Source organism: Pseudomonas sp. LBUM1678, assembly GCF_059695575.1.
This window is the reverse complement of the sequence record NZ_CP166775.1, coordinates 4708505-4733649: the sequence shown is the minus strand read 5'-3', so window position 1 is coordinate 4733649 and position 25145 is coordinate 4708505. Positions and strand designations below refer to the sequence as shown.

The window sequence follows — 25145 nt, the reverse complement described above, 5'->3', positions numbered from 1 at the left end:
ATTGATCGACTGTAGGAGAGAACGGGTGGACGAGCAAAAAGCCCTGGGGGTCATGCGCGAATTGGTCGACAACGGCCAATTGACCGACCCTGACAGCGCCCGCGGCAAACTGCTGCAAGTGGCGGCTCACCTGTTCCGCAACAAAGGTTATGAGCGCACCACCGTGCGCGATCTGGCCGGTGCCGTGGGCATTCAGTCGGGCAGCATTTTTCATCACTTCAAAAGCAAGGACGAGATCCTGCGGGCGGTGATGGAAGAGACCATTCGCTACAACACGGCGCTGATGCACGCCGCCCTGGCCGAGGCCGGCAATGTACGCGAGCGGGTGCTGGCGCTGATTCGCTGCGAATTGCAGTCGATTATGGGCGGCAGCGGCGAGGCCATGGCGGTGTTGGTGTATGAATGGCGGTCGCTGTCCGAAGACGGACAGGCGCAGGTGCTGGCGCTGCGCGATATTTATGAAGCGCTTTGGCTGCAAGTGCTGGGTGAAGCCAAGGACGCCGGTTTTATCCGCGGCGATGTGTTCATCACGCGCCGTTTTCTGACGGGTGCATTGTCCTGGACCACCACCTGGTTTCGGGCCGGCGGCAGCATGAGTCTTGATCAATTGGCCGATGAGGCATTGATACTTGTGCTCGAAGAGAAGCAATAAGTTGTCATGAACCGGCAGGAAACTGGCTAAGTGGCCGAAACCGCCTAGCTTGAATGCATTGATGCGTATTTTTTGGGGAGTGGGTTGTTTTGATGTCTTCGCCAATTAGGACGGCCTCGCAGCTTTTGCTGGCGTCGCTTGTGGCAGTCTGGGTGTTGCCATCCCAGGCTGCGCAACTGGTGCGGGTCGGTGCCGCACATTTCCCGCCTTATACCGTGCGCCCGGAATCCGGGGCCGACACTGGGCTGTTGCCGCAATTGGTGGAAGCCTTGAATCAAATGCAGGGTGACTATCAGTTCGTTTTGGTGCCGACTTCGATTCCTCGGCGGTTTGGTGATTTCAAACAAGGCCGGGTCGATATGGCCATTTTCGAGAACCCGGACTGGGGCTGGAAGGACATTCCCCATACCAGCGTCGACATGGGTCTTGAAGACGCCGAGATTTTTGTCGCGCAACGTGAACCCGATCACCAGCAAAGCTATTTTGCCGACCTCGCCGGCAAGCGTCTGGCGCTGTTCAGCGGCTATCACTATGAGTTCGCCAACTTCAATGCCGACCCGAAATTCCTCGCGCAGAACTACAACGCCACGCTGACCTATTCCCATGACAGCAACCTGCTGATGGTGCTGCGCGGGCGTGCAGACATTGCCCTGGTGACGCGCTCCTACCTCAGCGATTACCTGCTGCGCAACGAGCAAGTGGCTGATCAGTTGCTGGTGTCCCAGCGCATCGATCAGGTGTATCACCACTACGCGATCCTGCGCCCGGCCGCACCCATCAGCGGCGAAGCGTTCGGCAAGTTGCTGCAAGGGCTGCGGGACAATGGCCAGATGCTGAAGATTTTCGATCCGTACAAGATCGCAGTGGTGCCGGTGCCCAAACCCTGAATCGCGCCGCAGGTCGCGTCATTCGCGACTTCGCTTAAATTTCCTGCCCCGGCTCACGTCACATCGTTGAACTGTCGACGATTATCGTGAGCCCGACCCATGCCCAATCTGAATGACCTGACTGCCCTGGCTTTGCCCAACGGAAGCCGTCTTGTAGCTGATGAAACCCGGAATCGCCTGCACCTCTGCCTGGAAGGGCAGCCGCTGATCGAGCTGCATCTGACCCGCGAACCCGAGTTGCAGGTACAGGTAGAAAAGCGCTTTGACACGTCTGAAGGTCAGGCGCTCTGGATGGCCTGTTATTGGCTGTTCGCCCGTGATCCGGCGTGCCAGCACCTGACTTTCCAATTACCGCAATCGCCCACCGACGCCTTGTCGAGCGGTTTGCTGATTCCCACCGATACCACCGGCCAATATTGCTGCGAACGCACACTGTTCTGGCAATTGCCCCAGCCTTGGCTGGGTGAGTCGCTGGCCGCCAGTTATCCCCAGCGCATGGTCATCAGTGGCGGCAAGCGTCATCCACTGCGCCCGATAAAACCACGGGGTGAAGTCTATCGGCGCTTTGATGCGCGACTGGGTGCCTGGATTTCCCTGCGTACGGTGGACATCGACCTCGACCTGGCACGTTTCAATCGCTGGCAGAACAGCCCGCGGGTGGCGAGTTTCTGGCAGGAGGAGGGCAGCCTTGAGCAGCACCGTGAATACCTGAGCAAACTCGAAGCCGACCCGCACACGGTGACGCTGATCGGTTGTTTCGATGATCAGCCGTTTGCCTATTTCGAAGCCTATTGGGCCAAGGAAGATCGCATTGCGCCGTTCTATGACGCCGGTGATTACGATCGAGGAATCCACATGCTGGTAGGCGAAGAAAATCACCGCGGCCCGCACAAGGTGGCGAGCTGGTTATCGGCGCTGACGCATTACCTGTTTCTCGACGATCCGCGCACTCAGCGAGTGGTCGCCGAGCCTCGCGCCGACAACGCGAAGATGATCGGGTATATGCAGAACCAGGGTTACCACTGCGAGAAAGAGTTCGACTTCCCGCACAAGCGCGCGGCGTTGATGATACTTGGGCGTGAGCGGTTTTTTGATCGGTGTGCGTTGGCGTGATGCGTGAGGCTCAAGATCCTTTGCGGTCTTGAGTCAGCCTTCGCGAGCAGGCTCGCTCCTACAGTTGATCTCGGGCGTACACACATCTTGTGTTCACCGGAGATCCAATGTGGGAGCGAGCCTGCTCGCGATTGGGGGCGACGCGAATGTCAGAGCTTACCGGCGGGCAAAGGTATCCACACGATTGCCCGACACCTTGCGGCAGTGCACCAGGGCATCGCGAATCATGAAGTTCACCAGGGTCGGCGAGACGCCGAGTTCCTTGGCGATGTCCTTTTGCGGCACGCCGTGCAGGCGGTACATCTCGAAGGCGTAACGGGTGCGGCTGGGCAGCTCCGTCAGCGCATCGGCAATGTTTTCCAGGGTCGAGAAATTGATGTGCGAGGTTTCCGGCGAGGCGCCCTGAATCACCACGTTCAGACCTTCCTCTTCCGGCCCGGAATACTTCTGCTCCAGCGCCTGTTTGCGATAGTGGTCGATCGCCAGGTTGCGCACGATCTGGAACAGATAGCTGAGCTGAGCCTTGAAGGACGACGTGATTTGCGGCGCCGATTGCAGCCGGAAAAACGCATCCTGGACCACGTCTTCAGCACGCGACCGGCAGCCGGTAATTCGTGCTGCAATTTTGACCAGAATCAGTCGGTTGTCGACAAAGGCCTGAAGTAGCGGTGAATCGCACCTGCTTGTGGATACTTGTTCCGTCATGGAAATCACCTTGCTGCCAATAGGTTGGTGGGACGGCGAGGGGGGCCGGCCTACACATCGAGCGACAAATTATGCTGAATGATAATGATTGTCAATTGAGAAAGAGAATTAATGCATCGCGATGGTGCAGAGTGAGAACTGCGACACGCTGCCGCACCTGCTTGCGCTCTCCAAACCCGTTGACGATCAAGCCTGCCGACTAATTATTTCAAGACGTCATCCGTTCTCATTGGTGAAAGGTGCAGGGTAAATCCCGGCCAAAACAGCATTCCCAATGCCTTGCGCAGTCGGCGAAGACCGCGTCCTGCATGCCCTCCACCGGGCGTGACGTAAGAAACCCGATTCCATTTGCAAGCCGAATTCAGGCAGGAAACCTCATGACCGACGCGTTCGAACTCCCAAGCAATCTGGTCCAAGCCCTCCAGCGCCGCGCGGCCCTGACGCCGGATCGGGTGGCCTTGCGGTTTCTCGCTGACACCCCGGATCAGGCTGTGGTCCTCAGTTATCGCGAGCTGGATCAGCGGGCGCGAACCATTGCCGGTGCGTTGCAGGCCGAGGCTGAATTCGGCGATCGCGCCGTGTTGCTGTTCCCGAGTGGCCCGGATTACGTCGCGGCGTTTTTTGGCTGCCTGTACGCCGGGGTGATCGCGGTGCCGGCTTATCCGCCGGAGTCGGCCAAACGTCATCACCAGGAACGCCTGCTGTCGATCATCAGCGATGCTGAACCGCGCTTGCTGCTGACCAGCGCCGGCCTGCGTGACGCCTTGCAACACATAGAAGGCGCGCCGCCGTTGCTGTGCGTCGACGCCCTTGACGGTGCCTTGGCCGACCGCTGGGTCGCGCCGAACCTGGCCGACGACCACATCGCGTTCCTGCAATACACCTCCGGTTCCACCGCGTTGCCCAAAGGCGTGCAAGTCAGCCACGGCAACCTGGTGGCCAACGAAATGCTGATCCGTCATGGTTTCGGCATCGACTTGAACCCGGATGACGTGATCGTCAGCTGGCTGCCGCTCTACCACGACATGGGCCTGATCGGCGGTCTGTTGCAGCCGATTTTCAGCGGTGTGCCGTGCGTGTTGATGTCGCCGGCGTACTTCCTCGGTCGGCCGTTGCGCTGGCTGGAAGCGATCAGTGAATACGGCGGCACCATCAGCGGCGGGCCGGATTTCGCCTATCGCCTGTGCAGTGAGCGCGTCAGCGAATCGGCGCTGGAGCGCCTCGACCTGAGCGGCTGGCGCGTGGCGTATTCCGGCTCCGAACCGATTCGTCTCGACACCCTCGAGCGCTTCGGCGAGAAGTTCGCGGCGTGCGGTTTCACCACCGACAGCTTCATGGCGTCTTACGGCTTGGCCGAAGCCACCTTGTTCGTCGCCGGAACCCCGCGTGGTCAGGGCATCGGCAACCTGCGCGTTAACGATCAGGCTTTGGCACAGAACCGTGCAGAGGCAGGCGTTGGCAGCGCGATCATGAGTTGCGGCATCAGTCAGCCCGATCACGCGGTGCTGATTGTCGATCCGGTCGCGCTCAATGAGCTCGCCGACAACGCGGTCGGCGAAGTCTGGGCCGCCGGGCCGAGCATTGCCCATGGCTACTGGCGCAACCCTGAGGCCAGCGCCAAGACCTTCGTTCAGCACAACGACCGGACCTGGCTGCGCACCGGTGACCTGGGCTTCATGCGTGACGGTGAACTGTTCATCACCGGGCGCCTGAAAGACATGCTGATCGTTCGCGGCCACAATCTTTACCCGCAGGACATCGAGCAGACCGTCGAGCGCGAAGTGGAAGTGGTGCGCAAAGGTCGCGTCGCCGCTTTCGCCGTCAACATCGACGGTCAGGAAGGCATCGGCATCGCCGCGGAAATCAGCCGCAGCGTGCAGAAAATCCTCCTGCCTGACGCCCTGATCAAAGCCATCCGCCAAGCCGTGGCCGAGGCGTATCAGGAAGCGCCGAGCGTGGTGGTGTTGCTCAATCCGGGCGCATTGCCCAAGACCTCCAGCGGCAAACTGCAACGTTCGGCTTGCCGCAATCGTCTGGCGGACGGCAGCCTCGACAGCTATGCGCTGTTCCCGTCGGCAGACGTTCAGGGCGAAGCCAAAACCGAATCAGGTTCCGAGCTGCAAGCCTTGATCGGCCGAATCTGGCGCGAGCAATTGCAGATCAAACAGATCAACGCCGACGATCACTTCTTCCTGCTCGGCGGCAACTCCATCGCCGCGACTCAAGTGGTTGCACGCCTGCGTGAAGCACTCGGTCTGGAGCTGAACCTGCGACTGCTGTTCGAAGCGCCAACCCTTGGCGCGTTCACCGCCGCTGTCGCTCAGTTGCAACAGGACGGCGGCTTGGCCCAAGGCGCGATCACCACGCTGTCGCGCAACGAACCGATGCCGCAATCCCTGGCGCAAAACCGCCTCTGGATCACCTGGCAACTCGACCCGCACAGCAGCGCCTACAACATTCCCGGCGCCTTGCGCCTGCGCGGCGAGCTGGATGAAGACGCCGTGCGCGCCAGTTTCCAACAGCTGATCGAGCGTCATGAATCCCTGCGCACGCGCTTCTTCGAACGTGACGGCGTGGCACTGCAACAGGTCGATGCGGCGGCCGAATTCAACCTGCAATTGATCGACATCAGCGACCTGCCCGCCGCCGAGCGTGAAGCCCGCGCGCTGCAAATCCGTGAGGACGAAGCCCGTACCCTATTCGATCTGGAGAAAGGCCCGCTGCTGTGGGTGACGCTGGTGCGCCTCGACGATGAGGACCATCAATTGCTGGTGACGATGCACCACATCATCGCCGATGGCTGGTCGCTGAACGTGCTGATCGAGGAGTTCTCGCGCCTCTATGCTGCCGCCTCCCAAGGACAAGCCGCAACGCTGCCGGCATTGCCCACGCACTACGCCGATTACGGCAGCTGGCAGCGTCAATGGCTGGCGCAAGGGGAGGGCGAACGCCAACTGGCCTACTGGAAAGCGCAGTTGGGTGATGAGCATCCGACCCTGAACCTGGCCACCGATCACCCACGCTCGGCGCAACATATTCACAGCGCCGCCCGCCACACCGTGCGTTTAAATGCGACCTTGAGCGACGCCATTCGCCAGACCTCCCAGGCGCATGAATCGACACCGTTCATGCTGTTGCTCGCCGCGTTCCAGAGTCTGCTGCACCGCTACAGCGGCCAGCGCGACATCCGCATCGGCGTGCCGAATGCCAACCGTCCGCGCCTGGAAACCCAAGGGCTGATCGGCTTCTTCATCAACACCCAAGTGCTGCGCGCCGAGGTGGACTCGCGTCTGCCATTCGTTGAGCTCCTGGGGCAAACCCGTCAGGCCGCATTGGGTGCGCAAGCGCATCAGGATCTGCCGTTCGAACAACTGCTGGAAGCGTTCCCGCAGGCTCGCGAGCAAGGCCTGTTCCAGGTGATGTTCAACCACCAGCAACGGGATTTGAGCGCACTGCGCCGGCTGCCTGGATTGCTCGCCGAAGAACTGCCGTGGCACAGCCGCGAAGCCAAGTTCGACCTGCAACTGCACAGCGAAGAAGACCAGAAAGGTCGCCTGAGCCTGTCCTTCGACTACGCCAGCGAACGGTTCGACGCGACGACCATCGAGCGTCTGGCCGAGCACTTCAGTAACCTGCTGCGAGCCATTTGCGAACAGCCGTCCACCGCCATCGGCGACCTGCAACTGCTGACCCCAGGTGAACACGGCCAACACACTGCCTGGAGCGCCGCACCGTGCACGCCGGCCAGCCAATGGCTGCCGGAGTTGCTCAACGAACAAGCGCGCCTGACCCCGGAACGCACCGCGCTGATGTGGGACGGCGGCAGCTTCGATTTTGCTGAACTGCACACCCAAGCCAACCGCCTGGCCCATTACCTGCGCGACAAAGGCGTCGGCCCGGACGTCTGCGTGGCCATCGCCGCGGAACGTTCGCCGCAGTTGCTGATCGGCCTGCTGGCGATCATCAAGGCCGGTGGCGCGTACGTGCCGCTGGACCCGGATTACCCGGCCGAGCGCCTGGCGTACATGCTCAGCGACAGCGGCGTGGAGCTGCTGCTGACCCAAACCCAATTGCTGGACCGCCTGCCGGCCACCGACGGCGTCAGCGTGATCGCCATGGACGCGCTGCATCTGGAGAACTGGCCAAGCCAGGCGCCGGGCCTGCACCTGCACGGCGACAACCTGGCCTACGTGATTTACACCTCGGGCTCCACCGGCCAACCGAAGGGTGTCGGCAACACCCACGCAGCCCTCGCCGAGCGCCTGCAATGGATGCAGAACACCTACGGTTTGAACGACACCGACGTGCTGATGCAAAAAGCCCCGATCAGTTTCGACGTGTCGGTGTGGGAGTGCTTCTGGCCGCTGATCACTGGCGCACGCTTGCTGATCGCCGGCCCTGGCGAGCATCGCGATCCGCATCGCATCGCGCAGTTGGTCCAGCAATACGGCGTGACCACGCTGCACTTCGTACCGCCGCTGCTTTCGTTGTTCATTGATGAGCCGCTGACCGCCGAATGCACCAGCCTGCGCCGGGTGTTCTCCGGCGGCGAAGCCTTGCCCGCCGAACTGCGTAACCGCGTGCTGGAACAGCTGCCGGCCGTGCGACTGCACAACCGCTACGGTCCAACCGAAACAGCGATCAACGTCACCCATTGGCACTGCACCCGCGCCGATGGCGAGCGCTCGCCGATTGGCCGTCCGTTGGGCAACGTGGTGTGCCGCGTACTCGACAGCGACCTCAACCCGGTGCCGGCCGGTGTGCCGGGTGAACTGTGCATCAGCGGCATTGGCCTGGCTCGGGGCTATTTGGGCCGTCCGGGCCTGACTGCCGAACGGTTTGTCGTCGATCCACTGGGCGAGCAGGGCGCGCGTCTGTACCGCACCGGCGACCGCGCGCGCTGGACGGCGGATGGCGTGATCGAATACCTCGGTCGTCTCGATCAGCAGGTCAAACTGCGCGGCTTTCGCGTTGAGCCGGAAGAAATCGAAGCCCGTTTGCTGGCCCAGGATGGCGTCGCCCAAGCCGTGGTGCTGGTGCGTGAGACATCGGCCGGTGGGCAGTTGATCGGTTACTACACCGCCACCGACTCAACCGAAACCGAAGACACGCAAACCGCACGCCTTAAAACCGCACTGGCGGCTGAGTTGCCGGAATACATGGTCCCGGCGCAGTTGATGCGTCTGGACGAAATGCCCCTGAGTCCGAGTGGCAAACTCGACCGTCGCGCCTTGCCCGAACCACAGTGGCAAGTGCGCGAACACCTCGAACCGGTCACGGCGCTGGAGCAACAAATCGCCGGCATCTGGCGCGAAGTGCTGGGCCTTGCACAGATCGGCCTGCGCGACGATTTCTTCGCCCTCGGCGGTCATTCGTTGTTGGCCACGCAAATCATCTCCCGTACCCGTCAGGCCTGCGATGTCGAGTTGCCGCTGCGAGCGCTGTTCGAAAACAGCGAACTGGGGGCGTTCGCCGAACAGGTGCAACTGATCCAGGCCAGCGGCAACACCAACCAGCAACCGCCGATTGAAAAAGTCGACCGCAGCCAACCGGTGCCGCTGTCCTATTCCCAGCAGCGCATGTGGTTCCTCTGGCAGATGGAGCCGGACAGCCCGGCCTACAACGTCGGCGGCATGGCGCGCTTGCGCGGTGTACTCGATGTCGGGCGTTTCGAAGCAGCTTTACAGGCACTGATCCTGCGTCACGAAACCCTGCGCACCACGTTCCCGAGCATCGACGGAGTGGCTCGGCAACGGGTGCATGCGCAAACCGGCATGCGCATGGACTGGAAGGATTTCTCGGCGCTGGACGCCGACAGCCGCGAGCAACGCGTACAGCAACTGGCGAACGACGAGGCGCATAAACCGTTCGATCTGGAAACCGGTCCGCTGCTGCGCGCCTGCCTGGTCAAGACCGCCGCGCACGAACACTACCTGGTGCTGACCCTGCACCACATCGTCACCGAAGGCTGGGCGATGGACATTTTCGCTCGGGAACTCAGCGCGCTCTACGAAGCGTTCGTCGATGACCGCGAATCGCCGTTGGCACCGCTGCCGGTGCAGTACCTGGACTACAGCGTCTGGCAGCGTCAATGGCTGGAGTCTGGCGAACGTCAACGCCAGCTCGACTACTGGACCGCACAACTGGGCCGCGAACATCCGCTGCTCGAATTGCCCGCCGACCGTCCGCGTCCGCCGGTACAAAGCCATCAGGGCGAACTGTTCCGTTTCGACCTGAGCGATGACCTCGCCGCACGGGTCCGCGCCTTCAACGCGCAAAATGGTCTGACCCTGTTCATGACCATGACCGCCGCATTGGCCGTGCTGCTTTACCGCTACAGCGGCCAGACTGACCTGCGCATCGGCGCGCCGGTGGCCAACCGGATTCGCCCGGAAAGCGAAGGGCTGATCGGTGCGTTCCTCAATACTCAAGTGCTGCGTTGCCAGCTCGACGGGCAAATGTCCGTGGGTGAGTTGTTCGAGCAGGTTCGCCACACGGTGATCGAAGGCCAGTCCCATCAGGACCTGCCGTTCGATCACTTGGTCGAAGCCTTGCAGCCACCGCGCAGCGCCGCTTACAACCCGCTGTTCCAAGTGATGTGCAACGTGCAGCGTTGGGAATTCCAGCAGAGCCGCACCCTGGCCGGCATGACCGTCGAGTACCTGGCCAACGATGCCCGGGCGACCAAGTTCGACCTCAACCTGGAAGTTACCGACCTCGATCATCGACTGGGTTGCTGCCTGACCTACAGCACCGACTTGTTCGATGAACCGCGCATTGCGCGGATGGCCGGGCACTGGCGCAATCTGCTGGAAGCGCTGCTGAGCGATCCGCAACAGCGCCTCAGCGAACTGCCATTGCTGGAAGCCACGGAACAGCAAAAGCTGCTGGACAGCCTCGGCGTCGAGCCGGGCGAACATCGCCTCGATCAGTGCATTCATCACCTGTTCAGCGAGCAGGCACTGGTCCGCAAGGAGGCTCCGGCGCTGACGTTTGCGGGTGAAACCCTGAGCTACGCCGAACTCGACAGCCGCGCCAATCGCCTCGCCTGGATGCTTCGCGAGCGCGGCGTTGGCCCGCAGGTTCGCGTCGGCCTGGCGCTTGAACGTTCGCTGGAAATGGTCATCGGCCTGCTTGCGATCCTCAAGGCCGGCGGCGCTTATGTGCCGCTGGATCCGGAATACCCGCTCGATCGCCTGCACTACATGATCGAAGACAGCGGCATCGGTTTGCTGCTGAGTGATGCGGCCATGTTCGACGCGCTCGGCAAGTTGCCGGCAACCGTCGCCCGTTGGTGCGTTGAGGAGGACGCTGGCGCACTGGCGAATTACCCGACCTCCGAGCTGCCGTTTATCAGCTTGCCGCAACATCAGGCGTACCTGATTTACACCTCGGGCTCCACCGGCAAGCCGAAAGGCGTGGTGGTGTCCCACGGCGAAATCGCCATGCATTGCCGCGCCGTGATCGAGCGTTTCGGCATGCGCCCGGACGATTGCGAGCTGCATTTCTATTCAATCAACTTCGACGCCGCCACGGAGCGTTTGCTGGTACCGCTGTTGAGTGGCGCTCAAGTTGTGTTGCGCGCCCAAGGCCAGTGGGACGCGGAAGAAATCTGTGGCCTGATCCGTCGCCATCACATCAACATCCTCGGCTTCACCCCAAGTTACGGCAGCCAATTGGCGCAGTGGCTGGCGACCCAGGGCGAAACCCTGCCGGTGCGCATGTGCATCACCGGCGGCGAAGCCCTGACCGGCGAACACCTGGCGCGAATTCGCGCTGCGTTCAAACCGAGCCTGTTCTTCAACGCCTATGGCCCGACCGAAACCGTGGTCATGCCGCTGGCGAGTCTGGCACCGGAACAACTGGAAGAAGGCGTGGGCAGCGTGCCGATCGGCAGCGTGATCGGTGCGCGGGTGGCCTACATCCTCGACGCTGACCTGGCCTTGGTGCCGCAAGGCGCGACCGGCGAGTTGTACGTCGGCGGTGCCGGTCTGGCGCAGGGTTATCACCAGCGTCCAGGCATGACCGCCGAGCGATTTGTGGCCGATCCGTTCGCCACCGATGGCGGGCGTCTGTACCGCACCGGTGATCTGGTGCGCCAGCGTGCCGATGGTTTGGTGGAATACCTTGGGCGCATCGACCATCAAGTGAAGATTCGCGGTTTCCGTATCGAGTTGGGCGAAATCGAAACCCGACTGCTGGAGCATCAGTCGATCCGCGAAGCCGTGGTGCTGGCCCTCGACGCACCGAGCGGCAAACAACTGGTCGGCTACCTGATGACCGACGTCGCCGAGCAGGACGAAACGCAACAAGCGGCACTGCGCGAAGCGCTGAAGACTCACCTCAAATCGCAATTGCCGGATTACATGGTGCCGACGCACCTGATCCTGTTGACCAGCATGCCGCTGACCGCCAACAGCAAACTTGACCGCCGCGCATTGCCGGCGCCGGACCCGGAACTGAACCGTCAGCATTACGTGGCGCCGAGCAACGAGCTGGAACTGACCTTGGCCGGCATCTGGTGCGAAGTGCTGAACGTTGAGCAAGTGGGCCTTAACGACAACTTCTTCGAACTGGGCGGCGATTCGATTCTTTCGATCCAGGTGGTCAGCCGTGCGCGGCAGCAGGGCATTCATTTCAGTCCGCGTGACCTGTTCCAGCACCAGACCGTGCAAACCTTGGCCGCCGTGGCGACCCGCACCGAGCAGGTCACCGCCGAGCAAGGTTTGCTGACCGGCGAATCGCGTTTGACGCCGATCCAGCACTGGTTCTTTGACACCGACATTCCTGAGCGTCAGCACTGGAACCAGGCGTTGCTGCTGGAACCGACCGTCGCGCTGGAACCCCATCGCCTGGAGCAAGCGCTGTTGGCGGTGATCGAGCAGCATGATGCATTGCGTCTGCGCTTTACCCAAACCGATGCGCAATGGCGCGCCGAGCATCAAGCGGTTTCCGACGTGCCGGTGCTGTGGCAAGTGCGCGTTTCGTCCATGGACAAATGCACCGCGCTGTTCGCCGATGCCCAGCGCAGCCTCGACCTCGAACGCGGACCGCTGATGCGCGTGCTGCTGGTCGATGGTCCTGAAGGCCAACAACGGTTGTTCATTGCCATTCACCACTTGGTGGTGGACGGTGTTTCGTGGCGTGTTCTGCTGGACGATCTGCAAACCGTTTACCGTCAATTGGACGCCCAGCAGTCGGTCAAACTGCCGGCGAAAACCAGTGCGTTCAAGGATTGGTCGGCCCGCTTGCAGGCGTATGCCAGTAGCGAATCCTTGCGTGAAGAACTGAGCTGGTGGCAGTCGCAACTGGCCGGGCCAAACGTTGAGTTGCCGTGTGATCGTCCGCAAGGTGATCCGCAGAATCGTCATGCACAAACCGTCAGCGTGCGGTTGGATGCCGAGCGTACCCGGCAATTGCTGCAACAGGCGCCGAGTGCTTATCGCACTCAGGTCAACGACCTGCTGCTCACCGCGTTGGCCCGGGTGCTGTGCAACTGGAGCGGGCAGGAGTCGGCGCTGATTCAACTCGAAGGCCATGGTCGCGAAACCCTGTTCGACGAGATCGACCTGACCCGCACCGTCGGCTGGTTCACCAGCGCTTATCCGCTGCGTTTGGCCCCAACGACGGAGCAGGGCGCTTCGATCAAGGCGATCAAGGAACAACTGCGCGCCGTGCCGCACAAAGGCCTGGGTTATGGCGTGTTGCGTTATCTGGCCGATGATCTGAGCCGCCAGACCCTGGCTGCGTTGCCCGTGGCGCCGATCACCTTCAACTACCTCGGGCAGTTCGACCAGAGTTTCGGCGCGGACGCGTTGTTCCGTCCGCTGGACGAACCCGTCGGCGCGGCCCACGATCCGCACGCGCCGCTGCCCAATGAGCTGAGCGTCGACAGTCAGGTCTATGGCGGTGAATTGGTGCTGCGCTGGACCTTCAGCGCCGAACGCCACGATCCGGAAAACATCACCGACCTGGCAAATGCTTACCTGGGCGAACTGCAAAGTCTGATCGAGCATTGCTTGCAGGACGATGCCGGCGGCCTGACGCCGTCCGACTTCCCGCTGGCCAGACTGACTCAGCCACAACTCGACGCGCTGCCGATTCCGGCCGCCGTCATCGAAGACGTCTACCCGCTGACCCCGATGCAGGAAGGCATGCTGCTGCACACTTTGCTGGAACCGGGCACCGGTCTCTACTACATGCAGGACCGCTACCGCATCAACAGCGAACTCGATCCGCAGCGTTTCGCCCAGGCCTGGCAAGCGGTGATCGCCCGTCACGAAGCCCTGCGCGCATCGTTCTGCTGGAACGTCGGCGAAGACATGCTGCAGGTTATCCACAAGCCCGGCAGCACGCCGATCGAGATCCTTGACTGGACGGCGATTGCCGAAGCCGAGCAGGAGCCGAAACTGCAGGCGCTGCTAAAAATCGAGCGCGAGGCCGGGTTCGATCTGCTCAATCAGGCACCGTTCCACCTGCGCTTGATCAAGGTCGGCGCGGCGCGTTACTGGTTCATGATGAGCAATCACCACATCCTCATCGATGCCTGGTGCCGCTCGCTGTTGATGAACGATTTCTTCGAGATCTACACCGCCCTCGGCGAAGGTCGCGAAGCGCAACTGGCGGTGCCGCCACGTTATCGCGACTACATCGGCTGGCTGCAACGCCAAAGCCTGGCCGAAGCGCGGCAGTGGTGGAAAACCAACCTGCAAGGTTTCGAGCGGACCACACCGATCCCGAGCGACCGGCCGTTCCTGCGTGAACATGCCGGTGAAAGCGGCGGCATGATCGTCGGTGATCGCTACACAAGGCTTGATGCTCGCGACGGTGCTCAACTGCGCGAACTGGCGCAGGCGCATCAGCTGACCATCAACACCTTCGCCCAAGCGGCGTGGGCCTTGGTGCTGCGACGTTTGAGCGGTGATCGCGACGTGCTGTTTGGCGTCACGGTGGCCGGGCGTCCGGTGGAAATGCCGGAGATGCAACGCACCGTCGGGCTGTTCATCAACAGCATTGCGCTGCGGGTGAAGATGCCCGAAGACGATCAACGTTGCAGCGTGCGCCAGTGGCTCAGCGGTTTGCTCGACAGCAACATGCAACTGCGCGAGTACGAATACCTGCCGCTGGTGAGCATCCAGGAACACAGCGAACTGCCCAAGGGCCAGCCGCTGTTTGACAGCCTGTTCGTGTTCGAAAACGCCCCGGTGGAAGTCTCGGTGCTGGACCGGGCGCAGAGCCTCAACGCGACCTCGGATTCGGGCCGCACCCACACCAACTTCCCGCTGACGGCGGTGTGTTATCCGGGCGATGACCTGGGCCTGCACCTGTCTTACGACCAGCGTTATTTCGATGAATCGACCGTCGAGCGCATGCTCAGTGAGTTCAAGCGTTTGCTGTTGGCGCTGGTCGACGGTTTCCATGGCGACATGGCCGATCTGCCGCTGCTGGGCGCCGAGGAACAGGATTTCCTGATCCATGGCTGCAACCAGAGTGAACACGATTACCCGCTGGAGCTGAGCTATGTCGCGTTGTTCGAAGCGCAGGTCGCCCAGCATCCGCAGCGAATTGCCGCGAGTTGCCTGGATCAGCAACACAGTTACGCAGAGCTGAACCAGCGCAGCAACCGCCTCGGTCATGGGTTGATCGCGGCCGGTGTCGGGCTGGATCAACCGGTGGCGTTGCTGGCTGAACGTAACCTCGATCTGCTGGGCATGATCATCGGCAGCTTCAAGGCCGGCGCGGGATATCTGCCGCTGGATCCGGGGCTGCCGAGTCAGCGTCTGAGCCGGATCATCGACCTGAGCCGCACGCCGTTGCTGGTCTGCACCGAGGCCTGTCGTGAACAGGCGGTCGCACTGCTGGATGAGTTCAGTTGCGCCAATCGGCCGAAGTTGCTGGTCTGGGAAGAGGTACAAGCGAGCGATGCATCGGTGGCGAATCCGGGTATTTACAGCGGCCCGGACAACCTCGCCTATGTGATCTACACCTCGGGTTCCACCGGTTTGCCGAAAGGCGTGATGGTCGAGCAGCGTGGGATGCTCAACAATCAGTTGAGTAAAGTGCCGTACCTGAATTTGAGCGATGCCGACGTGATCGCCCAGACCGCGTCGCAAAGCTTCGACATTTCGGTTTGGCAGTTCCTCGCCGCGCCGCTGTTCGGGGCGCGGGTGGACATCGTGCCGAACACCATCGCCCATGATCCGCAAGGGTTGCTGGCGCATGTGTCGGCCCAGGGCATTACCGTGCTGGAAAGCGTGCCGTCGCTGATTCAGGGCATGCTCGCCCAGGAACGCATGAGCCTCAACGGTCTGCGCTGGATGTTGCCGACCGGTGAAGCAATGCCGCCGGAACTGGCGCATCAGTGGCTGTTGCGCTACCCGGATATCGGGCTGGTGAACGCTTATGGCCCGGCGGAATGCTCGGACGACGTGGCGTTCTTCCGCGTTGACATGGCCTCGACCCGGGGCAGTTATCTGCCGATCGGTACGCCGACCGACAACAACCGTTTGTACCTGCTCGATGGCGCGCTGGAACTGGTGCCGTTGGGTGCGGTGGGCGAGTTGTGTGTCGCCGGCACCGGGGTCGGGCGCGGTTATGTCAGCGATCCTTTGCGCACCGCTCAGGTGTTTGTACCGAACCCGTTTGGCGCGCCGGGGGATCGTCTGTATCGCACCGGCGACCTGGCCCGTCGGCGCAGTGATGGTGTGCTGGAGTACGTCGGGCGTATCGACCATCAAGTGAAGATCCGCGGTTACCGCATCGAACTGGGTGAAATCGAAGCGCGCCTGCATGAGCAACCGGAAGTCCGCGAAGCCGCGGTCGGCGTGCAGGAAGGCGCGAACGGCAAGCATCTGGTCGGCTACCTGGTGGCGGCTGACTCGGCGCTGAACCCGACCGAACGCCTGGAGCGCATCAAGCAACGCCTGCGCGCCGAACTGCCGGAATACATGGTGCCGCTGCACTGGTTGTGGCTGGAGCGGATGCCGCTCAATGCCAACGGCAAACTCGATCGCAAGGCGCTGCCGGCGCTGGAGATCGGGCAGTTGCAAAGCCAGGACTATCAGGCGCCGCGCACTGATCTGGAGCAGACGTTGGCGGATATTTGGGCTGAGGTGCTGAAGGTCGAACGGGTAGGCGTTCGCGACAACTTCTTCGAGTTGGGCGGGCATTCGTTGCTGGCGACGCAGATCGCTTCGCGAGTGCAAAAAGCCCTGCAACGTGATGTGCCGCTGCGGGCGATGTTCGAGTGCAGCACGGTGGCGGAGTTGGCCGAGTACATCGACGGGTTGGCGGCGAGTGACATCACCGAGGAGAAGGTGGATCGCCTGAATGACCTGATGGCGGAGTTGGAGGGGCTTTGAATCTCCAGCGTCTGTAAGGGCCTATTCGCCAGCAGGCTGGCTCCCACATTTAAACTGTGTTCGCAGGACAAATGTGGGAGCGAGCCTGCTGGCGATGGCGTCATTGAAATTTGCGCGAATTTGCGCGTTGACTGCCGCTTCGGACCGGCTCAGGCTGCCTCTGCTTTTTTTGGTGAATTCCCTTCACAAAGGAGACAGTCAATGCCCTTCGTAACAGTTGACGGACAACCCCTTCACTACATCGATCAAGGCACCGGCCCGGCCGTGTTGCTGGCCGGCAGCTATCTGTGGGACCAGGCCATGTGGGCACCGCAGATTGCTGTGTTGTCGCAACACCACCGGGTCATTGCCCTGGACCTGTGGGGCCACGGTGACTCCGGGAAACTTCCCGAAGGCACGCAATCGCTGGATGACATCGCCCGTCAGGCCTTGGCGCTGCTCGATCATCTGGACATTGATCGTGTCACGCTGGTCGGTCTGTCGGTCGGTGGCATGTGGGGTGTTCGCCTGGCACTGTCCGCGCCTCAGCGGATCAACGGCCTGGTGCTGATGGACACCTACGTCGGCGTCGAGCCGGAACCGACTCGCCAATACTATTTCTCGCTGTTCAAGCAGATCGAAGACGCCGGCGTGATCGCGCCGCAGCTGCTCGACATTGTGGTGCCGATTTTCTTCCGCCCGGGGATCGATCCGCAGTCGGCGCTGTATCAGGACTTCCGCGCCAAACTGGCTGCGCTGCCGGCCGAGCGTCTGCGTGAAAGCATTGTGCCGATGGGACGGATCACGTTTGGTCGGGATGATCTGTTGCCACGTCTGGGCGAACTGAATCCTGAAACCACGCTGGTGATGTGCGGCGATCAGGACAAACCGCGGCCACCGTCGGAAACGAAGGAAATGGCGGAGTTGATCGGTTGCCCGTATGTGCTGGTGCCGGAGGCGGGGCATATCTCCAATCTGGAGAATCCGCAATTTGTCACTGAGGCGTTGTTGGCGTTTTTAGCTGAAAGAAATTAGTTGGTCTGACCGGCCCCATCGCGAGCAGGCTCGCTCCCACAGGGGAATGCATTCCAATGTGGGAGCGAGCCTGCTCGCGATGGGGCCGGTGTGGTCACCAAGTCTCTGAAGCGAACTACTTGGGCCCGAGAATCTTCACCAACTTGTCCGGCGAAGGCGCGCCTTGCTGTTGTTGCAGCTCGCCCTTGTCGTCCATGTAGAAAATCGCCGGGGTGGCCTGCAGTTCCAGGTCTTCCATCAGTTGCATGTTCGCCGCCAGTTTCGCCTGAATTGCCGGCGGCACGTCTTTCAAGGCTTTCAGCGAGCTGCTCTTGCCTGACTTTTCATGATCTTCCAGCGCCTTGCTTGGGTCCTTGGCGGCCAGCAGCGCGGCGGATTTGCCCGGGCTGTCTTCGCGAATGATCCCGACCATGATGTGGCGCAGCTGCACCTTGCCAGCCTTGACCCATGGCCGCGCCTGTTCCCAGAACATGTTGCAGTAAGGGCAGTTCGGATCGCTGAACAGATACACGACGCGCGGCGCATCCTTGTTGCCGTCACCAATCCAGTTGCTGGCTTCCATCTTGCCCCAGACTTCCTTGGCCATCGGTGCATAAACCAGCTTCTGTAACGGCGCGCTGCTCAGGTCATTGCCCTCGGCGTCGTACAGATTGCCCAGCAGCACGTGCTTGCCGTCCGGGGTCAGGTACAGCGCCATGCCGCGGCTCTGGTACTGCGCGGCATAACCGCGCAGACCGTCGGGTGCGTCGAACTGACCGACGATTTTTGCGCCCTTGGCTTCGATCTTCTTGATCGCCTCAGGCAATTCTTCGGCGGCCTGCACCGACGGCAGGTGCAGCAATGCTGCGCCCAGGGTCAGGGTCAGCAGGTGGCGGAGGCGGGGCATGGCAGTTTCCTTGAAGAAGTGGCCGGTACGGCAGGAGAAGGTGTGTCGAAGTTTTCCAGGGCGCGGGCCAGGCTGGCGTCCGAGAGTTCGCCCAAATGGCTGCCCAGCAATCGACCGTCGGGGCTATAGAACAGCGTAGTCGGCAATGCCATGGAACCCACGGCCTGACCCAATCGTCCGCTGCCGTCGAACAGCACGTTGGTCAGGCTCAGCCCCTGGGTTTCGAGGAAGGTGCTGACGCTTTGCATGCTTTCGGCCTGATTGACGAACAGGAAGGTCAGGTCCGGGCGCTGTTGCTGGGCGTTTTCCAGCACCGGCATTTCCCGGCGGCACGGCGGGCACCAGGTGGCCCAGAGATTGATGACCAACGGCCCGCCCTTGTAGTCCGCCAGTTGCACGGTTTCGCCGGCGGCATTGCGCAGGGTGATTTCCGGCAGGCGCGTGCCTTGTTCGTAAATATTCAGGGAGAAGGTCGCCAGCAGCCAGAACGCCAGGCCGCTGGCCACGCCGAACCCCAGCGGGCGGCGCAAACCCGGTCGACGCCAACCGCGATACAACGCGGTGAGCAACAGCACAATCACCCCGGGCCAGACGAGGAAACCGCCATCGCGCAGGTCGATGATCTGCCACGGATCGTTGTGATAGTGCGCCCAGTAGGCGACCACGAAACCAACCCGCGCCGCCAGCATGCCCAGCAAAAACAGGCTGAACAGCGCCGACTCGGGGTTTTCGCCACCGCGCTTGGCCACCCGCCAGCCGACAAACGTCGCCAGCGCCAGGGCACTGATCAGCAGCAAATGGTTAAGCGCGATGGCAAAGGTGCCGAGGGTAAAGGTCAGCATTAACGGGCGTCTCGGGTGGTGGTCCAGCGTTGCAGGAAGGTGTCGGCATCGACCTCGCCGGTGATGCGCTGGCTGCGGCGCTCCTGGCCGTCTGCGCCGATCCACAGGAAACTCGGTGGCCCCGGCACTTTATAACGGCCGAGCAGTTCGCGGCTGGCGGCATTGTCGGCGGTCACGTCCAGTCGTAGCAAGCGCACATCACTCAGCGCTTCCATCACGTTGGCTTTGCCGAAGACCTGTTTTTCCATGACCTTGCACGACACGCACCAGTCAGCGTAGTAGTCCAGCAGCACCCATTGGCCCTGGGCCTGGGCGGCGTCCAGTTCCCGTTGCAACGTGGCGGGGTCATTGATGGTCGTGAACGCCTCATGGCCTGTCGGGCGAGCGATATTGCCAGAAGCGGAGGCGCTGTAGACCTGCAACGGTTTGAGCAAATCATCAGTGCCACCGGCGGCGCCGATCAGCAGCAGACCGCCCCAAATCCCGAGCAACAGCGAACTGGCGCCGAACAGATGGGCAATGCGGCCGAAACCTTCCGACTGTTTCCAGGCACTGTAGGCGGCAATCAGCAGCAAGGCGCCGCACAAACCGATCCACAGCGATTGATCCAGCACCGGGCGCAGCATCAGCAGGGCGGTGGCGAGGAACAGGAAACCAAAGATTCCTTTGAGCAGGTTCATCCAGGCGCCGGGTTTGGGCAGGAAGCGATTGCCCACGGTCACCAGCAACAGCAGCGGCACACCAATGCCGATGCCCATGCTGAACAGAATCAAACCGCCATGCAGCGCATTGCCGCTTTGCGCGATGTACAGCAGCGCGCCGGCCAATGGCGCGGTCATGCACGGGCCGACCAGCAACCCCGACAAGGCGCCCAGCACACCGGCACCGATCAGGCTGCCGCCGCGTTGATTGCGCGACACATTTTCCAGCCGATCACGCACCGCCACCGGCAGTTGCAGCTCGAAGAAACCGAACATCGGTAACGCCAGCAGGACAAATATCGCCGCGAAGCTGCCCAGCAACCACGGGTTCTGCAACAGTGCCTGAAGGTTGGCACCGAGCAGCGCAGCCAGCACGCCCATTGCCGCATACACCAGCGCCATGCTCACCACGTAGCTGGTGGCCAAGGCGAAACCGCGTTTGGGCGTGGCCCCACTGCCAACAATCAACCCGGCCAGGATCGGCAGCATCGGCAACGAGCAAGGGGTGAAGGCCAGCAACAGGCCCAGACCAAAGAACACCAGCAAGCTCCAGCCCAGCGCCCGTTGTTGCAGGCCGCTGGCCAGGGCCTGGTCCGGTGCTTCGTTGGTGGCGACCGCGACGCTGCCGCCCAGATCCACGACCTGGGTTTGCGGTGGATAACACAAACCGGCATCGGCACAGCCCTGGAAGCCGATTTTGATCTGACCAGTGGCGCCCGCCGGAATCTTCAGCTCCAGGCCTTGGCGATAAATCTGCTGTTCGCCGAAGAACTCATCACTGTGCGATTCGCCTTCAGGCAATACCGGATGCTGCTCCGGGGGCAAACCCTCGAATTTCAGGCGCTTCTGATAAAGGTAATAACCGTCGGTAATCTGCCAATAGAGCTGAGTTTCACCCGATTCAAGGCGCTCGGAGGTAAAGACAAAGGCCTTTTCCACCGGCAGGAATTCAGGTTTGGTATCGAACGGATTGGTCCCTGCCTGGGCCACACCCGAGATCAAGAGAACAAAAAAGAGAAACAGTCGACGCATGGGTAAGCCTTATCCCTGTGCAAGTGAGGTGCACAATGGGAGGCGGCGATTAACCGATGATTAACCGCACCGGGTTCACAGACGAGTCAATGTTCAGCTTGGAAGCAGACCCGGCCATGTCGCTTCGTCGACATTGAGTGGGCCTGTAAATGCGCGCTCATCACAGTCATACCTCAGGTACTGATTGTTGGTCAAAAAGATATAAAAGTAGGTGTCGAGCAGTGGCGCATCGTTCTTTACAGCGGTAATCATGCGGCCTTTGTAATGTTCTAAGTATGCCCAGTAGGAACCTTTGAGGGGCTTGACGTGCAGCTCTTGCGTGTAAGCGTTATAACTAAGATAGTTGCCGTCGTTCAGCAGTACCCAGAAAACATGCTTGCGGCCCACTTCCTCTAACCACATGACACCAATGATCTTGTCAAAGTAGGGTTTTAGCGGCGCCCATATGGATTTTGCAATAGGCGTTTTGGTAACGACACAGTCGTTACCCTGGGAGTACCTGCACACCATCGGAGTATTATCTTCGTAATAGAACAACACGAGAAGATCACCACCCGCCCCGTCCCAATCAAGCCCCGAGGTGGTAAATCCACATCGCACGTCTTTTGCATGCTGAGAAAAGTCGTCCCAGTTGCCGTAGACACTGCGGGGGTAACCCTCTCCGACACAGTTGGCCCCAAGATCGAAGCGAGAATAGGTTTCGTCGTCCTTGAAGAAGAAATGGATGCGGTCGAGCCCGTCGCGCCAGTCGACGGCTACAAAGTTTTTCAGGGTTGTCATTGTTTGATTCCTTTCGGTTATTTAAATGGCGCTACAGTGCAGGAGCGCGATTTTATGAGTGTGTTAATCGTATTGAAGTTGCTGCTGTTCAATAAGTCTAGATTAGCGTTAGTGTTTGATAATTAGAATGGGTGTAGGGTAATTGTATGTTTCTAGTTGAAACCAGGTGTTTGATTTTAAGAAGGGTGCAAAGAGTAAGTTGTCACGCTGGCGCTATAGTGTTTAGTGACTACTCTTTGGTTGAATATTACGAATGTGCTTCTCGTCCGCTGACTCGCTCGTCATAATTCAGCCTTAATCCTCACCTGCTTGACTCGCTTTTTTGCTCAGGGGGCTCCCATGCACGTACTGGTTTGCGAAGACGACGAGCTGATCGCGAGCGGCATTGTCGCTGGCCTCACCGCCCAGGGCTTGACCGTGGAGCATGTGGCGACGGCATCCTCGGCCCGGGCGATGCTCAAGGTGGCTGAGTTCGACGTCATGGTGCTCGACCTTGGCCTTCCCGATGAGGATGGCCTGAAGCTGTTGCAGCAGTTGCGTTCCAGTGGCCTGGAGATTCCGGTGCTGATTCTCACGGCGCGGGACTCGGTCACCGACCGCGTTGACGGCTTGCAGGCCGGCGCCGACGATTACCTGCTCAAGCCGTTCGACCTGCGTGAACTCGCCGCGCGTCTGCACACCTTGTTGCGACGAGTGGCGGGGCGTAGCGTCAATCTGATCGAACACGGCCGTCTGACCTACGACCCGAGCAGCCGCGAAACCATGCTCAGCGGTCAGTCAGTCGACCTTTCGCGGCGTGAACAGTCGCTGCTGCAGGCTTTATTGCATAACCGTGGCCGGGTGCTGTCCACCGAACAGCTGAAAGACAGCGTTTACGGTTTCAACGACGAACTGGAAAGCAACGCCCTCAACGTGCATATCCATCACCTGCGGCGCAAACTCGGCAATGGCATTGTCGAGACCGTGCGCGGCCTGGGGTATCGCCTGGGGCCGGCCGATGGTGGAGAGGAATTGAAAAAGTGATGAGCCTGCGTTTGCGCCTGAGCCTGACGCTCGGCGCCGCCTTCGCGCTGATCTGGGCCCTGGCGGCGGCCTGGATGCTCAGCGACCTGCGCAACCAAATGATGTTTTCCCTCGACCAGCGGCTGGTGGCATCGGCGCGCATGGTCGCCGGCCTGATGGAGCAATTGCCGGCGTTGCCGAGCAAGGGCGAGGGCACCCATTTCAGCGCTGAACAATTGAATATTCCCGGTGGCATGGCCTGCCAGGTCAGCTCGTTGCGCGGCGAAATCCTCGCCCGCAGTCACACCGACCCGCAACAAACCCTGGAAGCCGAGAAAATGGGCTTCCACGATCAGATGATCGACGGCGCGCCGTGGCGCAGCTTCACCTTGGCTCGCGGCGATTTGCGTATCACCACCGCTGACCGGCAGATCGAGCGCGAGGCGCTGAACATGTCGATCCTGCTGGCCGCTTCGGTGCCGGTGGGTGTGGCGTTGCTCGGCTGCCTGTGCCTGTTGTGGCTGGGGATCGGCCAAGGGCTGGCGCCGCTGAACCGGATGCGCGATGCCTTGATGCGGCGCAGTGCCGATTCTCTTGAACCCTTGCAAATTCAGCCGCTGCCCAGCGAACTTCAACCGCTGCTGGACACCCAGAATCAGCTGTTCCAGCGCATCGGCAAGACCATCGAGCGCGAACGCCGCCTGACCGGCGACGCGGCCCACGAGTTACGCAGCCCGCTGACGGCGATCAAAACCCACCTGCAAGTGGCGCGCATGACCGAGGGCGCGGCCCGGGATCAGTCCCTGGCCCGGGCCGAAGAAGGCGCCGACCGCATGCACCGCACGCTGGAACAATTGCTGTTGCTGGCGCGGGTCGAGGGCAGTCTGTCGTTCGATGACGGCGTGCAATGCAGCGCAGAGCAAGTGGCAAAACTGGCGATTCAGGATGCTGCCAGCGGTGATCGGCGGCGGATCAAGCTTTCAATGCCCGCGAAATTCTCCGATGCGCCGGTGCAAATGCCCGCGGTGCTGTCGATCGCTGCGTTGCGCAACCTGCTGGACAACGCCCTGCGCCATACCCCGGGCGATGGGGCGGTGGAACTGAGCCTGGAAACCACCGGCAGTCGTGCGCGCTTTCTGGTCCGCGACCACGGCCCGGGCATTGCCGAAGACGACCTGCAACACCTGACCCAACGCTTCTGGCGCCACGGCCAGAGCACCGGGTGTGGATTGGGTCTGGCGATTGTCCAGGCGATTGTCCAGCGGTGCGGCTGCACCCTGCATTTCGACAGCCGCCCGGATGGGTTGCGGGTTGAATTGACCATGCCCCTGCAACCCATCTAGCCAACACCACAACTCCCCTGTAGGAGCGAGCCTCTGTGGCGAGGGGATTTATCGAAACGTCGCACCGCCCCGTTGGGCTGCGAAGCGGCCCCAAAAAAATGGGACTGCTGCGCAGTCCAACGGGGATAAATCCCCTCGCCACAAAAGCCCGCTCCCACCTGGGGGGTCTGTGTTGCACATCAAATGTAACTTCTCACCATTAGTCACCGACTCCCCACAGCGCTATCGTCCCCGGCAGCTTTTTCTCAATGGATTGAGGTAACAGCGCCATGGATGCATCGATTCACATCTGCAAGGCAACCCCCGCCGACGCCGGCATCATCAGCCGGATCGTCGAGCGCTCCATTCGTGTCGGCTGTGCGCTCGACCACCGCAACGACCCGCGAACCGTCGCCACCTGGACCCACAACAAAACCATCGAACACGTGCAACCCTGGCTGACCGACCAACGGTTGTACCTGAACATTGCCCTGTTGCAGGACAAACCGGTCGGTGTCGCCATGGCGGCGATCAGTGGCAAGGTCGCGTTCTGCTACGTGCAGCCGGAGTGGTTTCGTCGCGGTGCCGGAGAGGCGCTGGTCCAGGACCTCGAAGGCTGGTTGATCAACCGGGGGCTGGCTCAGGCACGACTCAACAGCACCCGCACCAGCGAGGCCTTTTACCGTCATTTGGGCTACCGGCCCTGCGCCGAAATCTTCACCGTCGCCGGGCTCCACGCCATCCCCATGCACAAAGCACTGACACCGCCTTCATAGAAAGCTGATCGAGGGTCTAAATCCTCGGCGCCCTGATGCGTTTCCAGAACAGGAAAACCTTATTGAGGGGTC

At 61.3% G+C, this 25145-nt stretch carries 13 protein-coding genes; 8 read left to right on the top strand and 5 right to left on the bottom strand.

What is annotated here, in order from left to right:
* Positions 1-25: 25 nt before the first annotated feature.
* The 3 genes from ACA070_RS21415 to ACA070_RS21405 all read left to right on the top strand — a co-directional run bounded on the left by ACA070_RS21415 (position 26) and on the right by ACA070_RS21405 (position 2652).
* Entirely contained in the window at positions 26-652 is a 627-nt protein-coding gene (locus ACA070_RS21415; protein WP_462028049.1) for a TetR/AcrR family transcriptional regulator, read from the top strand.
* Positions 653-744: 92 nt separating this feature from the next.
* Positions 745-1539 (top strand): substrate-binding periplasmic protein, encoded by a 795-nt coding sequence (locus ACA070_RS21410; protein ID WP_497448251.1) that lies wholly within the window; start codon positions 745-747, stop codon positions 1537-1539.
* Between the two features lie 99 nt (positions 1540-1638).
* Entirely contained in the window at positions 1639-2652 is a 1014-nt protein-coding gene (locus ACA070_RS21405) for a GNAT family N-acetyltransferase (protein WP_497448250.1), read from the top strand.
* A 156-nt stretch (positions 2653-2808) separates the two neighbouring features.
* Here ACA070_RS21405 and ACA070_RS21400 read toward each other — a convergent pair whose 3' ends face one another.
* Positions 2809-3357, bottom strand: a complete 549-nt coding sequence (locus ACA070_RS21400) for an RNA polymerase factor sigma-70 (protein ID WP_010461205.1) — start codon at positions 3355-3357, stop codon at positions 2809-2811.
* A 377-nt stretch (positions 3358-3734) separates the two neighbouring features.
* Between ACA070_RS21400 and ACA070_RS21395 the strand changes: the two genes are divergently transcribed.
* Together ACA070_RS21395 and ACA070_RS21390 are read left to right on the top strand one after the other, a co-directional pair.
* Entirely contained in the window at positions 3735-16718 is a 12984-nt protein-coding gene (locus ACA070_RS21395; protein ID WP_497448249.1) for a non-ribosomal peptide synthetase, read from the top strand.
* 201 nt (positions 16719-16919) lie between these two features.
* Positions 16920-17732: an alpha/beta fold hydrolase gene (locus ACA070_RS21390; RefSeq protein ID WP_497448248.1), complete on the top strand. Its 813-nt coding sequence runs from the start codon at positions 16920-16922 to the stop codon at positions 17730-17732.
* Positions 17733-17847: 115 nt separating this feature from the next.
* On the opposite strand, the gene dsbG is transcribed toward ACA070_RS21390, so the two are convergent.
* The 4 genes from dsbG to ACA070_RS21370 form a co-directional block, all read right to left on the bottom strand.
* Positions 17848-18618, bottom strand: coding sequence for a thiol:disulfide interchange protein DsbG (dsbG, locus tag ACA070_RS21385; protein WP_497448247.1), 771 nt, complete (start codon positions 18616-18618; stop codon positions 17848-17850).
* Entirely contained in the window at positions 18594-19460 is an 867-nt protein-coding gene (locus tag ACA070_RS21380) for a TlpA family protein disulfide reductase (protein WP_497448246.1), read from the bottom strand. The genes dsbG and ACA070_RS21380 overlap by 25 nt, the downstream gene beginning before the upstream one ends.
* Complete coding sequence (dsbD, locus tag ACA070_RS21375; RefSeq protein ID WP_497448245.1) at positions 19460-21193, bottom strand: protein-disulfide reductase DsbD; 1734 nt, start codon at positions 21191-21193, stop codon at positions 19460-19462. Before dsbD ends, ACA070_RS21380 begins: the two co-directional genes overlap by 1 nt.
* Positions 21194-21286: 93 nt before the next feature.
* The gene (locus ACA070_RS21370) at positions 21287-21973 is read right to left on the bottom strand and encodes a hypothetical protein (RefSeq protein ID WP_497448244.1); all 687 of its coding nucleotides are present in this window, start codon (positions 21971-21973) and stop codon (positions 21287-21289) included.
* Positions 21974-22312: 339 nt separating this feature from the next.
* On the opposite strand from ACA070_RS21370, the gene ACA070_RS21365 reads away from it, so the two are divergent.
* From ACA070_RS21365 to ACA070_RS21355, 3 genes are all read left to right on the top strand, one after another.
* A complete protein-coding gene (locus tag ACA070_RS21365; protein ID WP_497448243.1) occupies positions 22313-22996 on the top strand; it encodes a response regulator in 684 nt (227 codons plus the stop codon).
* Positions 22993-24318, top strand: coding sequence for an ATP-binding protein (locus ACA070_RS21360; protein ID WP_131060094.1), 1326 nt, complete (start codon positions 22993-22995; stop codon positions 24316-24318). Before ACA070_RS21365 ends, ACA070_RS21360 begins: the two co-directional genes overlap by 4 nt.
* Positions 24319-24587: 269 nt before the next feature.
* Complete coding sequence (locus ACA070_RS21355; protein ID WP_497448242.1) at positions 24588-25073, top strand: GNAT family N-acetyltransferase; 486 nt, start codon at positions 24588-24590, stop codon at positions 25071-25073.
* Positions 25074-25145: the final 72 nt, after the last annotated feature.

Coding starts and splice junctions, on each gene's coding strand:
- dsbG (WP_497448247.1), bottom strand. CDS start 18,618: ATGCCCCGCCTCCGCCACCTGCTGACCCTGACCCTGGGCGCAGCATTG.
- ACA070_RS21365 (WP_497448243.1), top strand. CDS start 22,313: ATGCACGTACTGGTTTGCGAAGACGACGAGCTGATCGCGAGCGGCATT.
- ACA070_RS21405 (WP_497448250.1), top strand. CDS start 1,639: ATGCCCAATCTGAATGACCTGACTGCCCTGGCTTTGCCCAACGGAAGC.
- ACA070_RS21395 (WP_497448249.1), top strand. CDS start 3,735: ATGACCGACGCGTTCGAACTCCCAAGCAATCTGGTCCAAGCCCTCCAG.
- ACA070_RS21410 (WP_497448251.1), top strand. CDS start 745: ATGTCTTCGCCAATTAGGACGGCCTCGCAGCTTTTGCTGGCGTCGCTT.
- ACA070_RS21370 (WP_497448244.1), bottom strand. CDS start 21,973: ATGACAACCCTGAAAAACTTTGTAGCCGTCGACTGGCGCGACGGGCTC.
- ACA070_RS21380 (WP_497448246.1), bottom strand. CDS start 19,460: ATGCTGACCTTTACCCTCGGCACCTTTGCCATCGCGCTTAACCATTTG.
- ACA070_RS21390 (WP_497448248.1), top strand. CDS start 16,920: ATGCCCTTCGTAACAGTTGACGGACAACCCCTTCACTACATCGATCAA.
- ACA070_RS21355 (WP_497448242.1), top strand. CDS start 24,588: ATGGATGCATCGATTCACATCTGCAAGGCAACCCCCGCCGACGCCGGC.
- ACA070_RS21400 (WP_010461205.1), bottom strand. CDS start 3,357: ATGACGGAACAAGTATCCACAAGCAGGTGCGATTCACCGCTACTTCAG.
- dsbD (WP_497448245.1), bottom strand. CDS start 21,193: ATGCGTCGACTGTTTCTCTTTTTTGTTCTCTTGATCTCGGGTGTGGCC.